This is a genomic window from Allobosea sp. FW305-C-101 (genome assembly GCF_058783685.1).
Map to the genome: position 1 here is coordinate 687438 of NZ_JBYSYT010000001.1, position 17749 is coordinate 705186.

General features: G+C 64.9%; 24 protein-coding genes. 9 read left to right on the forward strand and 15 right to left on the reverse strand.

Translation table 11 applies throughout. The features are described 5' to 3' along the window. Positions 1-29: 29 nt before the first annotated feature. Positions 30-1148, forward strand: coding sequence for a D-alanine--D-alanine ligase family protein (locus AC3WMA_RS03255; RefSeq protein WP_492283964.1), 1119 nt, complete (start codon positions 30-32; stop codon positions 1146-1148). Positions 1149-1168: 20 nt separating this feature from the next. Here AC3WMA_RS03255 and AC3WMA_RS03260 read toward each other — a convergent pair whose 3' ends face one another. Next, the gene (locus tag AC3WMA_RS03260) at positions 1169-1774 is read right to left on the reverse strand and encodes an NAD(P)H-dependent oxidoreductase (RefSeq protein WP_492283965.1); all 606 of its coding nucleotides are present in this window, start codon (positions 1772-1774) and stop codon (positions 1169-1171) included. Between the two features lie 74 nt (positions 1775-1848). On the opposite strand from AC3WMA_RS03260, the gene AC3WMA_RS03265 reads away from it, so the two are divergent. Further along, a complete protein-coding gene (locus tag AC3WMA_RS03265; RefSeq protein ID WP_492283966.1) occupies positions 1849-2484 on the forward strand; it encodes a TetR/AcrR family transcriptional regulator in 636 nt (211 codons plus the stop codon). Between the two features lie 30 nt (positions 2485-2514). On the opposite strand, the gene cobT is transcribed toward AC3WMA_RS03265, so the two are convergent. After that, positions 2515-3552 (reverse strand): nicotinate-nucleotide--dimethylbenzimidazole phosphoribosyltransferase, encoded by a 1038-nt coding sequence (gene cobT, locus AC3WMA_RS03270; RefSeq protein ID WP_492283967.1) that lies wholly within the window; start codon positions 3550-3552, stop codon positions 2515-2517. 115 nt (positions 3553-3667) lie between these two features. On the opposite strand from cobT, the gene AC3WMA_RS03275 reads away from it, so the two are divergent. Beyond that, a complete protein-coding gene (locus tag AC3WMA_RS03275; protein ID WP_492284735.1) occupies positions 3668-4513 on the forward strand; it encodes an adenosylcobinamide-GDP ribazoletransferase in 846 nt (281 codons plus the stop codon). Continuing rightward, positions 4510-4710: a DUF1289 domain-containing protein gene (locus tag AC3WMA_RS03280; RefSeq protein ID WP_492283968.1), complete on the forward strand. Its 201-nt coding sequence runs from the start codon at positions 4510-4512 to the stop codon at positions 4708-4710. Before AC3WMA_RS03275 ends, AC3WMA_RS03280 begins: the two co-directional genes overlap by 4 nt. A gap of 77 nt (positions 4711-4787) precedes the next feature. Here the strand turns inward: AC3WMA_RS03280 and AC3WMA_RS03285 are convergent, their stop codons facing one another. The 6 genes from AC3WMA_RS03285 to AC3WMA_RS03310 all read right to left on the reverse strand — a co-directional run bounded on the left by AC3WMA_RS03285 (position 4788) and on the right by AC3WMA_RS03310 (position 8590). After that, complete coding sequence (locus AC3WMA_RS03285) at positions 4788-5261, reverse strand: GNAT family N-acetyltransferase (RefSeq protein WP_492283969.1); 474 nt, start codon at positions 5259-5261, stop codon at positions 4788-4790. An 11-nt stretch (positions 5262-5272) separates the two neighbouring features. Next, positions 5273-6106: a sulfite exporter TauE/SafE family protein gene (locus AC3WMA_RS03290; RefSeq protein WP_492283970.1), complete on the reverse strand. Its 834-nt coding sequence runs from the start codon at positions 6104-6106 to the stop codon at positions 5273-5275. Between the two features lie 101 nt (positions 6107-6207). Further along, positions 6208-6930, reverse strand: coding sequence for a DUF1428 domain-containing protein (locus AC3WMA_RS03295; RefSeq protein ID WP_492283971.1), 723 nt, complete (start codon positions 6928-6930; stop codon positions 6208-6210). Positions 6931-7023: 93 nt separating this feature from the next. Next, entirely contained in the window at positions 7024-7776 is a 753-nt protein-coding gene (locus AC3WMA_RS03300) for a DUF899 domain-containing protein (protein ID WP_492283972.1), read from the reverse strand. Positions 7777-7856: 80 nt separating this feature from the next. Continuing rightward, on the reverse strand, positions 7857-8291 hold the full coding sequence (locus AC3WMA_RS03305; protein ID WP_492283973.1) for an SRPBCC family protein: 435 nt from the start codon (positions 8289-8291) through the stop codon (positions 7857-7859). A 23-nt stretch (positions 8292-8314) separates the two neighbouring features. Further along, positions 8315-8590: an ArsR/SmtB family transcription factor gene (locus tag AC3WMA_RS03310; RefSeq protein ID WP_492283974.1), complete on the reverse strand. Its 276-nt coding sequence runs from the start codon at positions 8588-8590 to the stop codon at positions 8315-8317. A gap of 1243 nt (positions 8591-9833) precedes the next feature. Between AC3WMA_RS03310 and AC3WMA_RS03315 the strand changes: the two genes are divergently transcribed. The 5 genes from AC3WMA_RS03315 to AC3WMA_RS03335 all read left to right on the forward strand — a co-directional run bounded on the left by AC3WMA_RS03315 (position 9834) and on the right by AC3WMA_RS03335 (position 11813). Then, positions 9834-10802, forward strand: coding sequence for a beta-1,6-N-acetylglucosaminyltransferase (locus tag AC3WMA_RS03315; RefSeq protein WP_492283975.1), 969 nt, complete (start codon positions 9834-9836; stop codon positions 10800-10802). Between the two features lie 37 nt (positions 10803-10839). Then, positions 10840-11103, forward strand: coding sequence for a DUF1488 family protein (locus tag AC3WMA_RS03320; RefSeq protein ID WP_492283976.1), 264 nt, complete (start codon positions 10840-10842; stop codon positions 11101-11103). A 24-nt stretch (positions 11104-11127) separates the two neighbouring features. Then, a complete protein-coding gene (locus AC3WMA_RS03325; RefSeq protein WP_492283977.1) occupies positions 11128-11340 on the forward strand; it encodes a hypothetical protein in 213 nt (70 codons plus the stop codon). A 10-nt stretch (positions 11341-11350) separates the two neighbouring features. Next, on the forward strand, positions 11351-11578 hold the full coding sequence (locus AC3WMA_RS03330; RefSeq protein WP_492283978.1) for a hypothetical protein: 228 nt from the start codon (positions 11351-11353) through the stop codon (positions 11576-11578). A 103-nt stretch (positions 11579-11681) separates the two neighbouring features. Further along, positions 11682-11813, forward strand: coding sequence for a hypothetical protein (locus AC3WMA_RS03335; protein ID WP_492283979.1), 132 nt, complete (start codon positions 11682-11684; stop codon positions 11811-11813). Positions 11814-11845: 32 nt separating this feature from the next. Here AC3WMA_RS03335 and AC3WMA_RS03340 read toward each other — a convergent pair whose 3' ends face one another. From AC3WMA_RS03340 to napE, 7 genes are all read right to left on the reverse strand, one after another. Further along, the gene (locus AC3WMA_RS03340; RefSeq protein ID WP_492283980.1) at positions 11846-12661 is read right to left on the reverse strand and encodes a transglutaminase-like domain-containing protein; all 816 of its coding nucleotides are present in this window, start codon (positions 12659-12661) and stop codon (positions 11846-11848) included. A gap of 214 nt (positions 12662-12875) precedes the next feature. Continuing rightward, positions 12876-13598 (reverse strand): cytochrome c3 family protein, encoded by a 723-nt coding sequence (locus tag AC3WMA_RS03345; protein WP_492283981.1) that lies wholly within the window; start codon positions 13596-13598, stop codon positions 12876-12878. Positions 13599-13610: 12 nt separating this feature from the next. Beyond that, positions 13611-14114: a nitrate reductase cytochrome c-type subunit gene (locus AC3WMA_RS03350; protein WP_492283982.1), complete on the reverse strand. Its 504-nt coding sequence runs from the start codon at positions 14112-14114 to the stop codon at positions 13611-13613. Then, positions 14081-16582, reverse strand: coding sequence for a periplasmic nitrate reductase subunit alpha (gene napA / locus AC3WMA_RS03355; RefSeq protein WP_492283983.1), 2502 nt, complete (start codon positions 16580-16582; stop codon positions 14081-14083). The genes AC3WMA_RS03350 and napA overlap by 34 nt, the downstream gene beginning before the upstream one ends. Then, positions 16579-16866 (reverse strand): chaperone NapD, encoded by a 288-nt coding sequence (locus AC3WMA_RS03360; protein WP_492283984.1) that lies wholly within the window; start codon positions 16864-16866, stop codon positions 16579-16581. Before AC3WMA_RS03360 ends, napA begins: the two co-directional genes overlap by 4 nt. Further along, positions 16859-17371, reverse strand: coding sequence for a ferredoxin-type protein NapF (gene napF / locus AC3WMA_RS03365; protein ID WP_492283985.1), 513 nt, complete (start codon positions 17369-17371; stop codon positions 16859-16861). Before napF ends, AC3WMA_RS03360 begins: the two co-directional genes overlap by 8 nt. A gap of 10 nt (positions 17372-17381) precedes the next feature. Beyond that, positions 17382-17576 (reverse strand): periplasmic nitrate reductase, NapE protein, encoded by a 195-nt coding sequence (gene napE / locus AC3WMA_RS03370; protein WP_492283986.1) that lies wholly within the window; start codon positions 17574-17576, stop codon positions 17382-17384. Positions 17577-17749 lie beyond the last annotated feature (173 nt).

Here is a 17749-nt window from a genome sequence, read left to right on the forward strand (position 1 = left end):
TTTCCTCCAGCCTCTCGGACCATCGGACCATGAACCGGAAAACGCGCGTCGCCGTGCTCTATGGCGGAAAGTCGGGCGAGCATGAGGTGTCGTTGAAATCAGCGGCCTCCGTCCTGCGCTATATCGACCGCGAGCGCTTCGAGCCCGTGCCGATCAGCATCGACAAGCAGGGCCGCTGGCAATGCCATGACCTGCGCCGGATCGAAGGGGCCAACACCGAGAGCCTGCCGATTCCGGCGGATTCGCCGATAATCCGGCTGGAGCCGCAGGGCGAGCACACCGCCATCCTGCCGGCCGACAACGCGACACCGGCCATCGCGCCGGTCGATGTCGTGTTCCCGGTGATCCACGGCCCGCTCTGCGAGGACGGGGCGGTGCAGGGCCTGCTGGAGCTGGCCGGGGCGGCCTATGTCGGCTCGGGCGTGCTCGCCTCGGCTGTCGGCATGCACAAGGACATCGCCAAGCGGCTGGCGGCGCTCGCCGGCCTGCCGGTCGCGCCCAATCTCGCCCTGTCGCGGCGCGACTGGCGGCGCGATCCGGAAGGGTCAGCGAAGGCTGCTCAGGCAGCGCTCACCCTCCCCGTCTTCGTGAAGCCCTGCAACATGGGCTCCAGCGTCGGCGTGCATAAGGTGAAGAGCTGGGAGGCGCTTAGTGCCGCGCTCGACGACGCCTTCCAGTACGACACCAAGGTTCTGATCGAGCAGGGCATCGACGCCCGCGAGATCGAAGTCGCGGTGCTCGATGGCGATCCGCCGGTGGCGAGCGTCGCCAGCGAACTCAATGCCGGCCCGCAGCACGAGTTCTACTCCTACGAGGCCAAATATATCGACCAGGACGGCGCCAGCGTCGATCTGCCGGCCAAGCTCGATGCCGAGCAGATGGCGCGTGTGCGGCAGCTCGCGATCGACGCCTTCGTCGCGCTGGAATGCAGCGGTCTCGCGCGCGTCGACTTTTTCCTCGATCGCCAGAGCGGCGCCTTTTACTTCAACGAGATCAACACGCTGCCGGGCTTCACCGCGATCAGCATGTATCCGAAGATGATGGAGGCCTCCGGCCTGCCCTACCCCGCCCTCATCACCCGCCTGATCGAACTGGCGCAGGAGCGCCATGCCGAGCGGGCGGGCCTGAAGACGGATTACGCCTCCTGATCCGGCAGCGGCGGGCGAGTTCACGCCGCCTGTGCGGAAGGCAGCTGCGGGAAGATCGTGCGGCCGATGCGCTCACCCGCTTCGAGCATCTCGGCCGCATCCCGGGTCTCGCCCGGCACCAGCAATTCGGATCGGCGCACCGGCGCGCCGCAATAGCCGAAGATGCCGTGCTCGATCTGCGTCCGCATGGCGCCGAAATAGCCGTGGCGTGCATAGGTGCGCAAATCGGCACCGCCGATCGCGACGAGATGGATCGGCAGGTGACCGAGCTTCCGCACGATCTGGCCGTCCGCCATCTCCTCATAGGCCCAACCATTGATGAAGACGCGGTCGATCCAGCCCTTGAGCAAGGCCGGGAACGACCACCAATAGACCGGATAAACCAGCACCAGCGCATCGGCGCGCCCGATCCGCGCCTGCTCGGCTGCGACCGCGGGATCGACACGCCCCTGTTTCAGGTGCACCGCGACGTCATTGCTGGTGAAGCGCGGGTCGAACCCTTCAGCTGCGAGATCGGCGATCTCGAAGCTATGGCCGGCCTGCGCGAGCCCGGCGCCGACCTGCCGCGCGACCGCGGCCGTCAGCGATTCCGGCAGAGGATGGGAAATCACGATGAGGCTGTGCATGGCTGATGTCCTAATCGGTTGCGCGCCACCTGTCGACGCTATATACTTTTAGTAAGTTACTAATGGTATATTAAATGTCAAGCGAACCTCCCACTGCGGCGCATGAAAGTGCGGACGGCCGGCAGACCCGCCGGCGCCTCACCCGCGACGACCGTCATCGCCAATTGCTGGATACGGCCTGGAGCCTGGTGCGCCGCGAGGGCACGGATTCATTAAGCCTCGGCCGGCTCGCCGAGGAAGCCGGCGTGACCAAGCCCGTCGTCTACGATCATTTCGGGACGCGGGCCGGCCTGCTCGCCGCGCTCTACCGGGAATATGACGCGCGCCAGACGGCCTTGATGGATGAAGCGCTGGCGAAGGCTCCGCAGGAGCTTACGGCACGGGCTGGCGTGATCGCGGCCTGCTATCTCGACTGCGTGCTGACGCAGGGGCGCGAGATTCCCGGCGTCAGTGCGGCGCTTGCGGGTTCACCGGAGCTCGAGCAACTGAAGCGCGGCTACAACGCGGCCTTTATCGCAAAATGCCGCGCCACCTTTCAGCCCTTTGCCGCGACACTCGTTCCGGCAGCGGCGTTCTGGGGCGTGCTGGGCGCGGCAGAAGCCCTGTCCGGCGCAGCGGCAGCCGGCGACCTCACGCGCGAGAACGCTCAGACGGAACTGCTCGACATCATCGTGGCGGCCGTCGAACGGCACGCGGCCGCGGGGCGATAGCCGTTCGCGGCGGCGCGCCGAAGCTGCAGCTCAGTGCCGCGTCGTCTCGTCATCCTTCCGCGCGACCTGCGCCTGCTCGAAGGTCGCCATGCCCGAATGGACCGACGCCGCCGCCTTGACGAGACCAGCGGCAAGCGCCGCACCCGAACCCTCGCCGAGGCGCATGTCGAGCGCCAGCAGCGGCACCTTGCCGAGGCGGGCGAGCACGTCGGCATGGGCGCCTTCGGCCGAGAGATGGCCGGCGATGCAATGGTCGATGGTCGAAGGCTCGATCGCGTGCAGGATCGCAGCGGCGGCCGTCACGACATAGCCGTCCAGGATCACCGGGATGCGCTGCGAGCGAGCGGCGATGATGGCGCCGCAGATCGCCGCGACCTCGCGCCCGCCGAGCCGGCGCAGCACTTCGAGCGGGTCCTTGAGATGAGCGCGGTGCAGACTGAGCCCCGCCTCCACCGCCGCGACTTTGCGCTTCAGACCCTCGTCATCGACCCCGGTGCCGCGGCCGCACCAATGCGCGGCATCGCCGCCATAGAGTGCGGCATAGATCGCAGCCGCCGAGGTGGTGTTGCCGATGCCCATCTCGCCGAGGCAGAGCAGATCGGTGCCGCCGACGAGCGCTTCCATGCCGAAAGCCATGGTGGCGACGCAGGCACGCTCGTCGAGCGCATCGGTTTGCGTGAAATCACCGGTCGGCAGGTCGAGCGCGAGGTCGAAGACCTTGAAGCCGAGATCATATGCCGCGCAGATCTGGTTGATCGCCGCGCCGCCGGCGGCGAAATTCTCCAGCATCTGGCGCGTCACCGTCTGCGGATAAGCGGAGACGCCCTGCGCGACCACGCCGTGATTGCCGGCGAAGACGCAGACCAGCGGACGCCGTACCTCAGGCGGAGCCTTGCCCTGCCAGGCGGCGAGCCATTCGGCGATTTCCTCCAGGCGTCCGAGGCTGCCGGCCGGCTTGGTGAGGTTGGCGTCACGGGCGCGCACCACATTCGCCGCCGCCATGTCGGGGCCGGGCATCTGCGCGATGAGGTCGCGGATATCGTCGAAGGGCAATCCGGAGGCGGCCATGGCTGTTCCGTCTGGCAAGGGGGCTGCGGCCGGCGCGAGAGCGTGGCGGCAAAGTCTGCGCTGCTGCTATAGGGTCGGGAGCGTGAAGACAATCGAGCGAGACGACGCGGCAGGCATGGCAGAGGCGGAAACCACGAGCGAGACGCGCCCGCCGGACTGGCCGGGCTGGGGAATCGCGACCGCGATCTGCCTGCGCTTCTGGTCGCGCCTGCCGGTGCCGCTATTGCCGGGCGAAAGCGACGGCCATGGCATTCCGGATTTCCGGGAAGTGCCGCGCGCCCTGCCCTTCGCCGCGCTGGTCATCGCCGCGCCGGCCGCGCTCGTCGCGCTGGGCGCCGGGTTGGCGGGCCTCAGTGGGTTCGTCGTCGCGGCGCTTGCGCTGACCACGATGGCGCTGACGACCGGTGCCTTCCACGAGGACGGGCTCGCCGACACTGCCGACGGGCTGTTCGGCGGGCATACGGTCGAGCGGCGGCTGGAGATCATGAAGGACAGCCGCATCGGCTCCTATGGCGCGCTGGCGCTGGGGCTGGCGCTGCTGCTGCGGGCGAGCCTGATCGCGATGATCCTCGACCGCTCCGGTGCCTGGGCTGCGGCAGCCGCGGTGCTCGTCGCGGCGCCCTGGTCGCGCGCCGAGGCGCTCTTCATGCTGGCGACCCAGCCAGCCGCTCGCAGCAGTGGGGCTGCGGCGGCTGTCGGCCAGCCGACGGTGCTGACGGCGCGGATCGCGCTGGGCTTGAGCCTTTTCCTGGCAACCGGAATTGGATTGGCGGCGCAACTGCCGATCGCCGGCTTGCTGATCGGCTTCGCGCTGGCACATGGCGCGGCAGCGGTATTGTCGCGGATGGCGCGGCGCCTGATCGGCGGGCAGACCGGCGACATCCTCGGCGCGGCCCAGCAACTCGCCGAGATCGCGATCTATCTCGGCCTCGCGCTGGCACTCGGCTGGGCCGGGCGATGAGCCCCGCCTCGACGCCCTGCATCAAGGTCTGCGTCATCGACCCGGTCAGCAAGCTCTGCGAGGGCTGCGGCCGGACGCTCCCTGAGATCGCGCAATGGGGCCGATTGAGCGAGGCCGAGCGGCTGGAGATCATGGCCGTGCTGCCGAAGCGATTGGCCGGGAAGCCGCCCGAACCGCCACGTCATGCTCGGTCTTGACCCGAGCATCTCGGAAACCAGCGCTTTCTCGTCATGAGATTCTCGAGTCGAAGCTGCGCTTCGCCCGAGAATGACGGCTAGGATTTTGCCAGACCGATCAACGCATCGCCGGTCAGGCGATAGAACACCTTCTTCGGATAGGCCGCGGCACCGAGGCTGTCATAGAAGCGCAGCAGCGCCGCGTCGTCGGCATCGGCCGTCCAGTCGATGCGGCGGTGGCCGCGCTCCAGTGCCAGCTCGGCGAGCGCCGTCATGAGCTTCCGGCCGAGGCCGGCGCCGCGCGCCGCATCGGCGACATAGATTTCCTTGAGGAAAAAGCCCGTCTTCAGGCCTGGCCCCGGATAGAGATTGCAGGCGGAGGCGAAGCCCAACACCGCCTCCGCTTTCACGGCGACGAGGATATCGACGCCGGAAGGCAAGGCCGCGAGCCCGGCGAGGATGTCCTGCACCGGCGGGCACGGCACGCTGTAATGCCCCTGCATCTCGACCATCAGCGCCGCCAGCGACTGATGATCTGCGGTCTGGAGCAGCCGGATCACGGTCTCGCCCATCGCCATCCGCCTCAGTGGATGAGCGACCAGATGAAGCGGCCGGCGACGAAGAGCAGGAAGATGCCGAAGGCGACTTCGAGGCGCCGCTTCGAGAGCTTGTGCGCGAGGCTGGCCCCGATCGGGGCCGTCCAGATCGAGGTCGGGATGAACAGGATCATGCCGATCAGCGAGACATAGCCGAGCGAGAGCGGCGGCAGGATCGCCATCTTCGGCCAGCCGGCATAGATGAAGCCGAGCGCACCGGGGATCGAGATCAGCACGCCAAGCCCCGAGGAGGTTGCGACCGCCTGATGGATCGGCCGGCCGTAGAAGGTCATGAACAGGCTGGAGAGCTGGCCGCCGCCGATACCCATCAGGGCCGAGAGCACGCCGATAACGCCGCCATAGGCGACCATCAATGGCTTGCCGGGCATGTCCTCGCCGAACTTCCAGCGATCGGCGGCGAAGAGCAGGCGGATGGCCGAGATCAGCGCGACGATGACGAAGATGATCTTGAACAGGTCGGCCGGTGCATAGCGGGCGATCCAGCTGCCGAAGATCACGCCGATCACGACGGGCACGGCCCAGACCTTGAGGATCGAGAGATCGACCAGCCCCTTGGCCCGGTGCGCGTTGAAGGAGCGGATCGAGGTCGGGATGATGACGGCGAGCGAGGTGCCCACCGCAAGCGGCATGCGCACCTCGTCGGCGACGCCAATGACGCGGAAGACCTCGTAGAGCACAGGCACGATGACCGCACCGCCGCCGACGCCGAAGACGCCGGCCAGAAGCCCGGTGACGGCACCTGCCAGCACGAGCGAGACGGCGAGAAAGGCGAGATCGCCGAGGGGAATGCCAGCAAACATGACGAGAGATCCGGTGAAGCAACCCGATCTCTCGGCCATTTGGCCGGCGGGGGCAAGATGCCGCCCCCGCATGGCCGTTGCGTGTATGGAAGCCGCCCGCCTCAGCCGCGCGCGGTGTCCAGGATCGGCGCGAAGCCGCCATAGACGACGCGCTTGCCGTCGAAGGGCATTTCGAGCGCCGCCATGCGCGGGTCTTCCATCATCTTGCCCCAGGCGGCAGCGCGCACCTCCCGGGACGGCCATTCGACCCAGCTGAACACCACCGTCTCGCCGGTTTCGGCCTTCACCGCGCCCTTGAAGTCGGTGACCTTGCCGTCAGGCACGTCATCACCCCAGGCATCGACGACCCGGCGGGCGCCGTATTCCTTGAACAAGGCCGCATGGTTGGCCGAGAAATCGCGGTAATCCGCCTTGCGCTCGTCCGGCACGGCGACGAGGACGCCATCGAGATAGCCCATCGCGCCGCCCTCGCCTTCGTCGAGGATCGAGGCGAAGCCGCCATAGATCATGCGCTTGCCGTCGAAGGGCATGGTCTCGCCCCATTGCTTCATGCGCGGGTCGTTCATGATCTTCTGGTTGGCGGCGTCGCGCGTCGCCCGATCCGGATATTCGAACCAGGAGAAGACCACGACCTCGTCCGGCGTCGCCTTCACCGCGCCCTTGAAATCGGTCACCTTGCCGTCCGGGACGTCGTCGCCCCAGGCCTCGACATGGCGCCTGACGCCAAATTCCCGGAACAGCGGCGCCGCATCGGCAGCCATCTTGAGGTACTCTTCCTTGTTCGCGGCGGGCACCGCGACGACGAAACCATCGACATAGGCCATTGTGCTTCTCCCTGTTCGCGGCCGCCAGGCGCAGCCGCTTCGTCAAATGTTGATATCAACGCGATTAGCCCGGAATGGGTTCGTAAAATCGCGTCAATCGCAGCAGGAACTCACCGCGAGCTCGGGCTGGAAACTCGCCGCGCCGAGCGGCTTGCTCGGGTAGCGGTCGTGATGGCGGACCCAATCCATGATCCCGACCTCGTTGCGCCCCTTCGGGGTCATGTCGAGGAAGTTATAGGCGCCGATCAGGAGGTCGCCGCCGCGGGCATAGGTCGAATAGGTGTGGAAGATCCCGCCCGCGTCGTTGCGAAAGAAGACGCTGAAGCCCGGCATCTCGCCGCCCTGCCCGTCATGCATCGCATAATTGTACTCGAAGCGGCCGGCCGCCTGCTCCTCCGGGCTCGGCGAGACGTGGAAGTCGTAGTTGAAGTCGCTGTTGGCCGAGGACACCCAGGGGAAATCCCAGCCCATGCGGTGCCGGAAATGCTGGAACTCCGCGTAAGGCGCCCGCGAGACCACGACGAGGCTGACATCGTGATGCCTGAGGTGCCGGTTGGCGCCGTCGAAATGATCGGCGAGGAAGGAGCAGCTCGGGCAGCCCTCGCGGGCGCCGGGCCCGAACATGAAGTGATAGATGATCAACTGGCTGTTGCCGGCGAAAAGATCGCCCAGCGACAGCGCACCATCCCAACCTTCGAACGTGTAGCCTTTCTCGACCCTGACCCAGGGCAGCGCGCGCCGCTCGGCAGACAAGGCGTCGCGCCGGCGGGTCAGCTCCTTCTCGTTGGCGAGATGGACCTTGCGCGCGGCAAGCCACTCCTCACGGGATACGATCCTGTGTTCCATCGTCTCCTCTCCTCCAATGTCCGCTGGCGCGGAGCCGGCGGCTTCGGCGCGGCGCGGATGATGCCGCGGCGCGCGGTCGCTCAGGCGAAATAAGCCTCGAGCTTGACCATGGTGCCCGTCCAGCCATGGGTGTGGCCGCGGACGGCGGCATCGTCGGCGAGCTTCTCGTGCAGCAGCGTCAGGATCGTGCCCTCGCCATCCGGCTTGAGCGTGACGGTGACGCGCGACACGCGCTCCGGCGTCGTGATCCAGGACCAGCTGAAGACGAGGCGCTCGTTCTCCACCACATCCAGATAGCGGCCGAGAACCTCATGGCGCTCGCCGGTATTCTCGATCATGACGACCCGGTAGGCGCCATCGACACGCGGATCGATCTCCGCCTCCTGTGCCACGACATTCTCCGGGCCGAACCAGCGGACCAGCAATTCCGGGTTGGTCCAGGCCTCGTAGACCTCGGCGGGCGACGCATTGAGGCGGCGCTTCATCGTGAGGCTGGGTGTCACCGGCTGATGCATGTGCCTCTTCCCTATCCCGCCTTCTAGCCTTCGCCCTTGCGCCGCGCCTCGAGCAACGCCTCCAGCGCATCGAGCCGCTCGGTCCAGAACCGCTGATAACGCGCCAGCCAGCCCATCGCCTCCTCCATCGGCTCCGCATTCAGGTGGCAGGACACGGTGCGCCCCGCCTTGGTCCGCGTCAGCAAACCGGCATCCGAGAGGACGTCGAGATGCTTCATGATGGCTGGAAGCGAGACCGGAAAGGGCTTCGCCAGCTCGCTGACCGACAGCCCGTCCTCCCGCTCCAGACGCGCGAGCAAGGCCCTCCGCGTCGGGTCCGCCAGGGCGGAGAAAGTCCGGTCGAGCTGCCCATCTTGAAACTTAACCATTGAGTTAAGTGTAAGCATCGGCGACGACGCCTGTCAAGGCGGAACAATTCCACCCTGACGGCGCCTGTAGGGAAAACCGAAGTTTGCCGCCGTTTATGAAAACGACCGCAATACCTTTGCTGCGCGCCGGCATCTGTCCAACGTGGAACTCCTGTGGATTCACGCCGCGCGGGCGGTGGATTCACTATGGCGCTAGAGCAAGACTGCAGGCACTCCTTTCGTCGAATAATTCGAGCCCTACGATCGTCGTGGCTCATCACGCCCCCTTCCGGAGTGCTCGTTGTCAGTGCGGCATCCTCGGATGCCTGCCTGCTCTCCAGTTGGATGCGTTGCCGCGGATGTACCGGCCGCAACCGACAGGAGGGCAAAGCCAAATTCCCGGCGATGGCCGGATCCGCCTAGTCCTGACAGAAGTCAGAGGTCCGCCGCTTCCCAAGCGACGGACTTAATATTTGATACTTCGGCTCGCCAACGTCACAGCCTCGAAACCCGAAGCTGTGACCTCCATCGTGACCGCTGAAAATTTTGCAGCGTGGGCGGCCCGAAAGTGTGGATCATGGAATGTCTGCGGCATTTCCAATGCCAGCGTCGAGCCCGGCGCTATAGCCCACCTCAATCCGTCCAACAGTGGGTGCCCGGCGCCGTCCCGCAGCAACGGCCGTATCTGAAGCCAATAGCTGGCTCGCTGGAGCGCAGTCGAGATCCCGGCCAAGATCAGATCTCCTGTATTTCCAATGCCATCGCAACCGGGAGATCATCCCATTCATCCTTGATCCGCTTCGGGTCTTATCGGAGCTCAGGCAACTGGCCTCATCGACTTCCTTCGCCAATTCCACGGGCTCAGGTCACGGACGTTGCCTAGGATTGGGCGAGCCAGCCGGAACGAGCCCCCGAGTTCGGAAAAATCCCGCCTGGAAGTACCGTGGCGGGTTTTACATTTATTTTCGTGGCAGACTTACAAATAACGATTTCGTCCCCATGTTGAGAATCTTGATCGCCGAGAATGTACCGCTTAGCGGTTGATCGATTCCGGCTCGGTCGGCTTGAGAAAATTGGCAATTTTCCTGAAAAATTCGCGATTATCCTAAGCGTTGATTTACGAGGCACGCGGCGCATTCAGCGGCTATTTGAGATTCACCGCAATACTGTTCTTGATGTCCCATAATTCGGCATTTTGGTTTCGCTCGCCAATACGAATTTCAAGGATTTCACAAGGATCAGCGCGCTGATTGCTTATTTCATTTTGGTCCACCGCTACCCCGAACAGTTCAAGCGCCTGTTCAAATCGATTTACGATCCTGCCAACCATTACCTCGTCCATGTCGACAAAAGCTCCGGCTCGGAAATCGCTTCCGACATTCGTACGTTCCTCGCTGACTACCCCAATAGCGAGGTGTTGCCGGGCAAGAATGCGGTCTGGGGTGGCTATAGCCTCGTCGATGCGCAACTGCGAGGCATGGCGCAACTGCTGCGGATGGACGGAAACTGGGAGTTCTTCGTCAATCTCAGCGGCCAGGATTATCCGCTGAAGAGCCAGAGCTACATTGCCGATTTCCTGTCCCGTCATCGCGGCAAGGAGTTCATCAAGGTGCTCGACCAACGCAAGGTCCGTCCAGAGACGATGACGCGCATCGGGCGCTACGTCGTCGAACTCCCGAACCGTGTCGTCAGGACATGGCTTTCGCGGCCTTTCCTAGCCGAAGCGTCGCCTTACATTGGCAATCAGTGGATGATCGTCAGCCGAGGCTTCTGCGAGTTCGTCTGCCACGATCCCCAGTCCGAGCGATACAAATCCTTCTACAGGAACACCTTCATCGCCAATGAGGGCTTATTCCAGACCGTGATGATGAACACCGGGGCCCATGGCGAGATCGTCAGCGACGATCTGCGGATGATCGACTGGGTACCCGATGGCGAGATCAAGCTGCGGCCCAGGACATTCACGGCTGAGGACGGTCCCGAACTGCTCGCCAGCGAGTGTCTCTTCGCGCGGAAGTTCGACGCCACGGTCGACGAAAGGATTCTCGACATGATCGACGCGGATATCAGCGGCGACGGCGAGCTTGGGATGACGCCGATAAGTCAGCACATGTCGCGGTGGGAAGTACCCGTCAAAGGACCTGCGGTCGCACTGGCGTCGTGACGTCTGTCCCGGCAAGCGAACAGGAAGGACCCTGACATTGAATCTGAACTTTCCCAATCCTGTTCGCCTCTTCGATGCAAGGCGCTCCTGCGTGAGCTTTTGGGGCTCCGATTCCTCCCTGGAGGTGAGTTTCCAGGTGGAATTCGACGCTTTGCGCAAGCTCGGCGCTGGCTCGGGCGATGTCGAGGCCGAGATGCTGGGCGTGTTCGACGCAAACCGCGAAGCAATTCTGCAAGCTGCTCGAACAGCCTATTCGCGGCATCGGACCAGCTATCACCGCTTGACCGCGGCCGGCTTCTGACATGGGCCGTAGGGAGACAACAACATGAACGCCGCCATCTACAAGGCAGGGGACCTCGTCGACCTGACGCGTGACTTTGCCAATCAGCCCCGGCCTGGCCCGTTTGAAATCTTGCGCGTGATGCCGTCGCGCGACAACGCGGAGGAGCAGTATCGCGTGCGTGGCCCTGACGGGCGCGAACGCGTGATCTCTCATCACGAAGTCGTTGAGGGCGCCGGAAACCGTGCTCGCACCTAGGAGTTCGACAATGCAACATTCGAAGCTGAGGATGGATGCCGACAACGCGTTTCTGAGAACGCAGACGCAATCTTCGGTGCGCAACCGGATCAGCTCCGAGACGGAGGTCCTCAATCAGGCCCGCGACGCGAAGACCGCGAGACTGAAGGCACTGCGGCTCGAAAAGGAGGCGCTGGAGCGGGAAACACTCGCCACCAACCCGCCGGAGAGCTCGCGGCAGCGACCGAAAACACCTTGAACGGATCATCCCGAAGCTCAGAAGGCCGTTCGGCTCTTGAACGCCCCGGGATCGCGCGCGACCGAGGAGAGCAGTCCGCTCTCCTTCATGACAGGAGCCTAAAATGGCCAAAGGCGAACAGCGCGGCAATCGCGAAGCAAAGAAGCCCAAGAAGGAAAAGCCGAAGGTGATCGCAGCGGCGCCATCGACCCTCGCGGCGACGGCGACCAAGGCCGCAGCGCCGAAGAAGAAATGATCTGCCCTTAGACGACCGAGCCTAAGCCATCGTCATCCTGCAGGAGCGACTTCGTCAGTCCAGACCTTGAAGCCCGTCAACGTGTTCGGGCCGAAGGTCGTGGCGATGGCGAGGTCGGCTGCGTCGCGGCCACGCGCGATCAATACGCGGCCGATGCGCGGCACATTGTTGCGAGGGTCGAACATCTGCCAACCGCCTTCGAGGTAAGCCTCGAAGGATGCCGCGAAATCGCCCGGCGGCCAGGGTGGCGACGTGCCGACATCGCCCAGATAGCAGGTGCAGTAGCGCGCCGGGATGTTCAGCGCCCTGCAGAAGGCGATGGCCAGGTGGGCATAGTCGCGGCAGACACCGCGCCCTTCACGATACGCCTCGGTGGCCGTGCGCGTCACGCTGGCATCGTTGTAGTTGAAAGCGATACGCTGGTGCACAAAATCACAGATCGCCTGCACGCGCGGGGCGCCGGGTGGCGTATGCCCGAAAAGCTGCCAGGCCAGATCGAGCAGGCGGTCGCTATCGCAGAAGCGGCTTGCCAAGAGGAAGACGATGCTCTCCTCCGGCAGGCGGTCCACGGGAATCTGACCAGCGTTGAGGTTAGTGGTTTCTGGCAGGCCGCTGTCGGAAATCAGGGCATCGGCGGTGATGCGCATTGCTCCTGCCGGTGCGAGCAACCGGCTACACCAGTTGCCGAAACCGTCGCGGTACGCGCTGATTGGCACCGACGGCTCAATCCGCATGTAGTCCGGCGTCACTAGGTCCGAGAACCGGCTGAAATGCACGTTCAGCATCAAGATTAACGGGGTAGGCTGTGGAAAGTCGTAGTCGAGCTCGTAGCCGATCCGGAGTTTCACGCGATGCTTTCTGCGCGGCAAGCCGCGTCGGTGGTGATGAGTTTCCCCCTCATGCCAGTGAGCACTATGCGCGCAATCGCGGGCATGCGCCATCGACGCGACTAGACGACGTCTGACCCGCACTCGCGCCGGGCTGGTGTGCGCCACACCCAAGACCGGGCCCCATGTGCTGATCCTCGGCAAAGTGGATGATCAGCTGAAATCGCAACGCCGCTTAGTCGTTTCGACGCGTGTTGATTTCGGCCAAGTAAGAGCGCACCGCCTGCTCGGGCCCGTGCCAGGAGGCGCTGCCCTTACCCTGCAATTCGGGCGCATCCTTCCAGCCTGGCTCGATTCCCGTCATGTCCGGCAGCAGATGGGCGATGCCCTTGTGGCAGTCGATGCAGGTCTTCTCGCCCGTGGTCAGGAAGCGGCTGTGGATTTCGGCGGCGCGCCGCGTCTGCTTGGTGAAATCCATCGCGACCGAGGAATGGCAATTCCGGCATTCCAGCGAGTCGTTTGCCTTCAGGCGTGCCCATTCGTGTTTGGCTAGTTCGAGACGCATGTTCAGGAACTTCTCGCGCGTCGAGATCGTGCCGAAGATCTTGCCCCAGACCTCCTTCGACGCCTGCATCTTGCGGGCGATCTTGTCGGTCCAGTTATGCGGGACGTGGCAGTCCGGGCAGGTCGCGCGCACGCCCGAGCGATTGGAGAAGTGGACGGTCGACTGCAGCTCCTGAAAGACGTTGTCGCGCATCTCGTGACAGGAGGTGCAGAACTTCTCGGTGTTGGTGACCTCCAGCGCCGTGTTGAAGCCGCCCCAGAACAGCACGCCGCCGACGAAGCCGCCGAGCGTCAGCACGCCGAGCGGCAGATAGGCGCTCGGCCGGCTGATGATGCGCCAGAAGCGGACGACGACGTCCCAGCACCACAGGACGAGGGATTTGAGCCTGGCCATGATCCCGCCCCGCTATGGCTTCCGCCCGATGTCTTTGGCGTCCTGGAACCGGTTGGGGACCAGGGGCGCGACATCGGTCTGCTGGACATGGCAGGCGGTGCAGAAATAGCGCCGCGGCGTCACGTCCGAGAGCACCTGCCCGTCACGGTCCTGGAAATGGGTCACGCTGATCATCGGCGCGCCCGAGCCTTCCGTGAACTCGCGCTTGTGGCAGTCCATGCAGCGATTGGTGTTGAGGGTGAGCTGATAGCCGTCGATCGCATGCGGAATCACCGGCGGCTGCTCCGGATAGTTCCGCATCCGCCTGACGTCGTCGACGATCGGGCGGCCGAGAGCCGGCACGCGTTCGAGCGCCATCGGATCGACGGTGCCGGTCAGGCGCGGCACGATCTTGACCGGCGCGCCCTCCTGCGAGACGGCGGCGCCGAAAGCGAGGACGAGGCCCGCCGCGAGGGCTGCCCCGAGGAAGGTCCGCGAGCGCATCAGCCCGAGACCGGAACGATCTTGACCGCGCATTTCTTGAAATCCGTCTGCTTGGAGATGGGATCGGTGGCGTCGAGCGTCGTCTTGTTGATGAGCTGGCTGGCATCGAACCAGGGCACGAAGACCACGCCGGGCGGCATGCGGTTGCGCCCGCGCGTCTCGACGCGGGTGCGCATCTCGCCGCGGCGCGAGACCACCGTGATCTCGGCACCCTGGTTGAGCCCGCGCTTGCGGGCATCCTCGGGATGCATGAAGCAGCGCGCGCCGGGGAAAGCCTTGTAGAGCTCGGGCACACGCATGGTCATCGAGCCGGAATGCCAGTGCTCGAGCACGCGGCCGGTGACGAGCCAGAGATCGTACTCGTTGTCGGGCGATTCCGCCGGCGGCTCGTAGGGCACCGCGATGATCCGGGCCTTGCCGTCCTTGTTGCCGTAGAACTCGACGCCCTTGCCCGGCTTCACATAGGGGTCGAGCCCCTCGCGATAGCGCCAGAGCGTCTCCTTGCCGTCGACCACCGGCCAGCGCAGGCCGCGCACCTGATGGTAGAGATCGTATGGCCCGAGATCATGGCCATGGCCGCGGCCGAAGGCGGCATATTCCTCGAACAGCCCCTTCTGCGCGTAGAAGCCGAAATGCTTGGCTTCGACATTGTCATATTCGGGGTCGATCTCGTTCGCGGCGAACTTGTCGACATTGCCATTGCGGTAGAGCACGTCGAAGAGCGTCTTGCCCTTGTAGTTCGGATTGGCGTCGAGGATCTCCGCCGGCCAGACCTCGTCGGTGGTGAAGCGCTTCGAGAACTCCATGAGCTGCCAGAGATCGGAGCGCGCCTCGCCCGGCGCATTGACGAGCTGGTGCCAGACATGGGTGCGCCGCTCGGCATTGCCGTAGGCGCCCTCCTTCTCGACCCACATCGCGGCGGGCAGGATCAGGTCGGCCGCCATCGCCGTCACCGTCGGGTAGGCGTCGGAAACGACGATGAAATTGTCGGGGTTGCGATAGCCGGGATAGGCCTCGTTGGTGTTGTTCGGCGAGGCCTGGAGATTGTTGTTGACCTGGATCCAGTAGAAATTGAGCTTGCCGTCCTTGAGCATCCGGTCCTGCTCGACGGCGTGATAGCCGGGCTTTTCCGGGATAATCCCGTGCGGGATGCGCCAGATCTCCTCGGCATGCTTGCGGTGCTCGGGATTGGTCACCGTCATGTCGGCCGGCAGGCGATGGGCGAAAGTGCCGACCTCGCGCGCCGTGCCGCAGGCCGAGGGCTGGCCGGTGAGCGAGAACGGGCTGTTTCCCGGCTCCGAGATCTTCCCCGTCAGCAGATGCAGGTTGTAGACGAGCTGGTTCGCCCAGACGCCGCGCACATGCTGGTTGAAGCCCATCGTCCAGAACGAGACGACCTTGCGCTTGGGGTCGGCATAGAGCTCGGCGAGCTGCTGCAGGAAGCCGGGCTCGACCCCGGTCAGGGCCGAGACCTTCTCCAGCGTGTAGTCCTTGACGAAGGCGGCATAGGCTTCGAAATCGATCGGCGTGGTCGCGGTGACATCCTCCGCCTTGCGCGCCTTGAGCTCGCGCGGGTCGTCGGGGCGCAGGCCATAGCCGATCTCGGTCGCGCCCTTCACGAAGGTCGTGTGCTTGCCGACGAAATCGGTGTTCACCCGCCCGGTCGTGATGATGTGGTTGGCGATGTAGTTGAGGATCGCGAGGTCCGTGCCCGGCTTGAACACGATCGGGATGTCGGCGAGGTCGGAACTCCGATGCGTATAGGTCGAGAGCACCGCGACCTTCACATGCGGATGGCCGAGCCGGCGGTCCGTCACCCGCGTCCACAGGATCGGGTGCATCTCCGCCATGTTCGAGCCCCAGAGCACGAAGGCGTCGGCATGCTCGAAATCGTCGTAGCAGCCCATCGGCTCGTCCATGCCGAAGGTGCGCATGAAGGCATAGGCCGCAGACGCCATGCAGTGGCGGGCGTTCGGGTCGAGATTGTTGGAGCGGAAGCCCGCCCGCATCAGCTTGGTCGCGGCATAGCCCTCGAAGATCGTCCACTGGCCGGAGCCGAACATGCCGAGCGCGGTCGGACCCTTGGCCTTGAGCGTCGCCTTGGCCTTGGCGGCCATGGTGTCGAAAGCCTCCGCCCAGGAGACCGGCGTGAACTCGCCGTCCTTGGCGTAGACGCCGTTCTTCTTGCGCAGCAGCGGCTGGGTCAGCCGGTCGTTGCCGTACATGATCTTGGAGAGGAAATAGCCCTTGATGCAGTTCAGGCCGCGATTGACGTCGGCCTTCATGTCGCCATGGGTGGCGATGACCTTGCCTTCCTTGACCCCGACCATGACGCCGCAGCCGGTGCCGCAGAAGCGGCACGGCGCCTTCGACCATTTGATCTGCAGGCTGTCGACGCCGCCGGTCACCGGCTGGGCATCGGCCGACACGCTCATATTGGCGGCGAGCGCGGCGACGCCGGCCGCCTGCGCCTTCAGCATCTCGCGACGGGACAGGGTCATGGGATCACTCCGGGGTCGTCGAGGGTTTCGAGGTCTTCGATCTGCTCGAACACCATGTTGGCCGAGAGCACGCCGTCGATCAGGCTGATGGCCGCGAGCCGGTCGCCGATCACGCCCGTGCTGGAGCCTTCCAGCACGATTACGATCTTGCCGTTCTCGACCCGGTGGATTTCGGTCTCGGGAAGCTCTGCGATGCGGGCGAGCACAGCCTCGACCCGCGCCGGCAGAGCCGAGACGACGGCGCTCGAAATATGATGGAAGCGCGGGCGGGGACGCTCAGCCATGGGCGGCCTCCGACGGGCGGGCACCAACGGCGACGGCTTGCGTCGGGCAGGCCGCGATGCAGGCCCCGCAGCCATTGCAGCGATCGCTCGCGATCTCCGGCAGGGCCGGACCACCGAGCCGGGCCCGGAAGCGGATCGCGCTCTCCGGACAGGCATCGCCGCAGCTCTGGCAGACGATGCCACGCTTGGCGAAGCAGTCGGCACCGACCGCAGCGACATGATCGAAGGCCGGCAAGAGCCGATCGAAGACCGGTTCGGGACAAGCCTCGGCACAGGCGCCGCAGAAGCTGCATTCGCTTGCCGCGAAGCTCAGGATCGGCCGGCTGACCGCATCGAGCGCGATGATCTGCTGCGGACAGGCCGGCACGCAGACGCCGCAGCCCGTGCAGGCCGCCGCGATCGAGGCGCTGCGCGACCATGGCGGCCGCACGCCCTCCGGATCCGGCTGCGCCGAACGTCCGGTCAGAAAACGGCGCCGTCCGAGGTCGATGGCTTGCTCGCCCATGCCTGCCTCCTCAATGCGGAGGCCCGGGTGGGCCGAAGACGAGCTGGGACATCCAGACGAGGAAGCCGTAGCCGCCGACGATGCCCACCGACAGGACCGGCCAGATCAGCACGGCCAGGATAAGGAAGGCGAAGAGCTCGGCTCGTTTTGTCGGCTTGTCGGGCGCAGCTCCCGGGCCGCCCGTCTTCGCGGTCTCGGTCGTCATCTCCGGTCCTTTCGCGTGCGGTCGTTCACAAAACGCGCCGTCACCAGATTAGAGATCGAGGAAAGAAAACCGATGTCGCAGAGCGTGTCTACTCAAATGCGAATTCTTGCGAACGTCGCGCCGCGACAATTGATCTAGCTCAAATCTGCACCGTCGACGGCCGCGGATTCTGC

Coding starts and splice junctions, on each gene's coding strand:
- AC3WMA_RS03255 (WP_492283964.1), top strand. CDS start 30: ATGAACCGGAAAACGCGCGTCGCCGTGCTCTATGGCGGAAAGTCGGGC.
- AC3WMA_RS03260 (WP_492283965.1), bottom strand. CDS start 1,774: ATGCACAGCCTCATCGTGATTTCCCATCCTCTGCCGGAATCGCTGACG.
- AC3WMA_RS03265 (WP_492283966.1), top strand. CDS start 1,849: ATGTCAAGCGAACCTCCCACTGCGGCGCATGAAAGTGCGGACGGCCGG.
- cobT (WP_492283967.1), bottom strand. CDS start 3,552: ATGGCCGCCTCCGGATTGCCCTTCGACGATATCCGCGACCTCATCGCG.
- AC3WMA_RS03275 (WP_492284735.1), top strand. CDS start 3,668: ATGGCAGAGGCGGAAACCACGAGCGAGACGCGCCCGCCGGACTGGCCG.
- AC3WMA_RS03280 (WP_492283968.1), top strand. CDS start 4,510: ATGAGCCCCGCCTCGACGCCCTGCATCAAGGTCTGCGTCATCGACCCG.
- AC3WMA_RS03285 (WP_492283969.1), bottom strand. CDS start 5,261: ATGGGCGAGACCGTGATCCGGCTGCTCCAGACCGCAGATCATCAGTCG.
- AC3WMA_RS03290 (WP_492283970.1), bottom strand. CDS start 6,106: ATGTTTGCTGGCATTCCCCTCGGCGATCTCGCCTTTCTCGCCGTCTCG.
- AC3WMA_RS03295 (WP_492283971.1), bottom strand. CDS start 6,930: ATGGCCTATGTCGATGGTTTCGTCGTCGCGGTGCCCGCCGCGAACAAG.
- AC3WMA_RS03300 (WP_492283972.1), bottom strand. CDS start 7,776: ATGGAACACAGGATCGTATCCCGTGAGGAGTGGCTTGCCGCGCGCAAG.
- AC3WMA_RS03305 (WP_492283973.1), bottom strand. CDS start 8,291: ATGCATCAGCCGGTGACACCCAGCCTCACGATGAAGCGCCGCCTCAAT.
- AC3WMA_RS03325 (WP_492283977.1), top strand. CDS start 11,128: ATGAACGCCGCCATCTACAAGGCAGGGGACCTCGTCGACCTGACGCGT.
- AC3WMA_RS03330 (WP_492283978.1), top strand. CDS start 11,351: ATGCAACATTCGAAGCTGAGGATGGATGCCGACAACGCGTTTCTGAGA.
- AC3WMA_RS03335 (WP_492283979.1), top strand. CDS start 11,682: ATGGCCAAAGGCGAACAGCGCGGCAATCGCGAAGCAAAGAAGCCCAAG.
- AC3WMA_RS03345 (WP_492283981.1), bottom strand. CDS start 13,598: ATGGCCAGGCTCAAATCCCTCGTCCTGTGGTGCTGGGACGTCGTCGTC.
- AC3WMA_RS03350 (WP_492283982.1), bottom strand. CDS start 14,114: ATGCGCGGTCAAGATCGTTCCGGTCTCGGGCTGATGCGCTCGCGGACC.
- napA (WP_492283983.1), bottom strand. CDS start 16,582: ATGACCCTGTCCCGTCGCGAGATGCTGAAGGCGCAGGCGGCCGGCGTC.
- AC3WMA_RS03360 (WP_492283984.1), bottom strand. CDS start 16,866: ATGGCTGAGCGTCCCCGCCCGCGCTTCCATCATATTTCGAGCGCCGTC.
- napF (WP_492283985.1), bottom strand. CDS start 17,371: ATGGGCGAGCAAGCCATCGACCTCGGACGGCGCCGTTTTCTGACCGGA.
- napE (WP_492283986.1), bottom strand. CDS start 17,576: ATGACGACCGAGACCGCGAAGACGGGCGGCCCGGGAGCTGCGCCCGAC.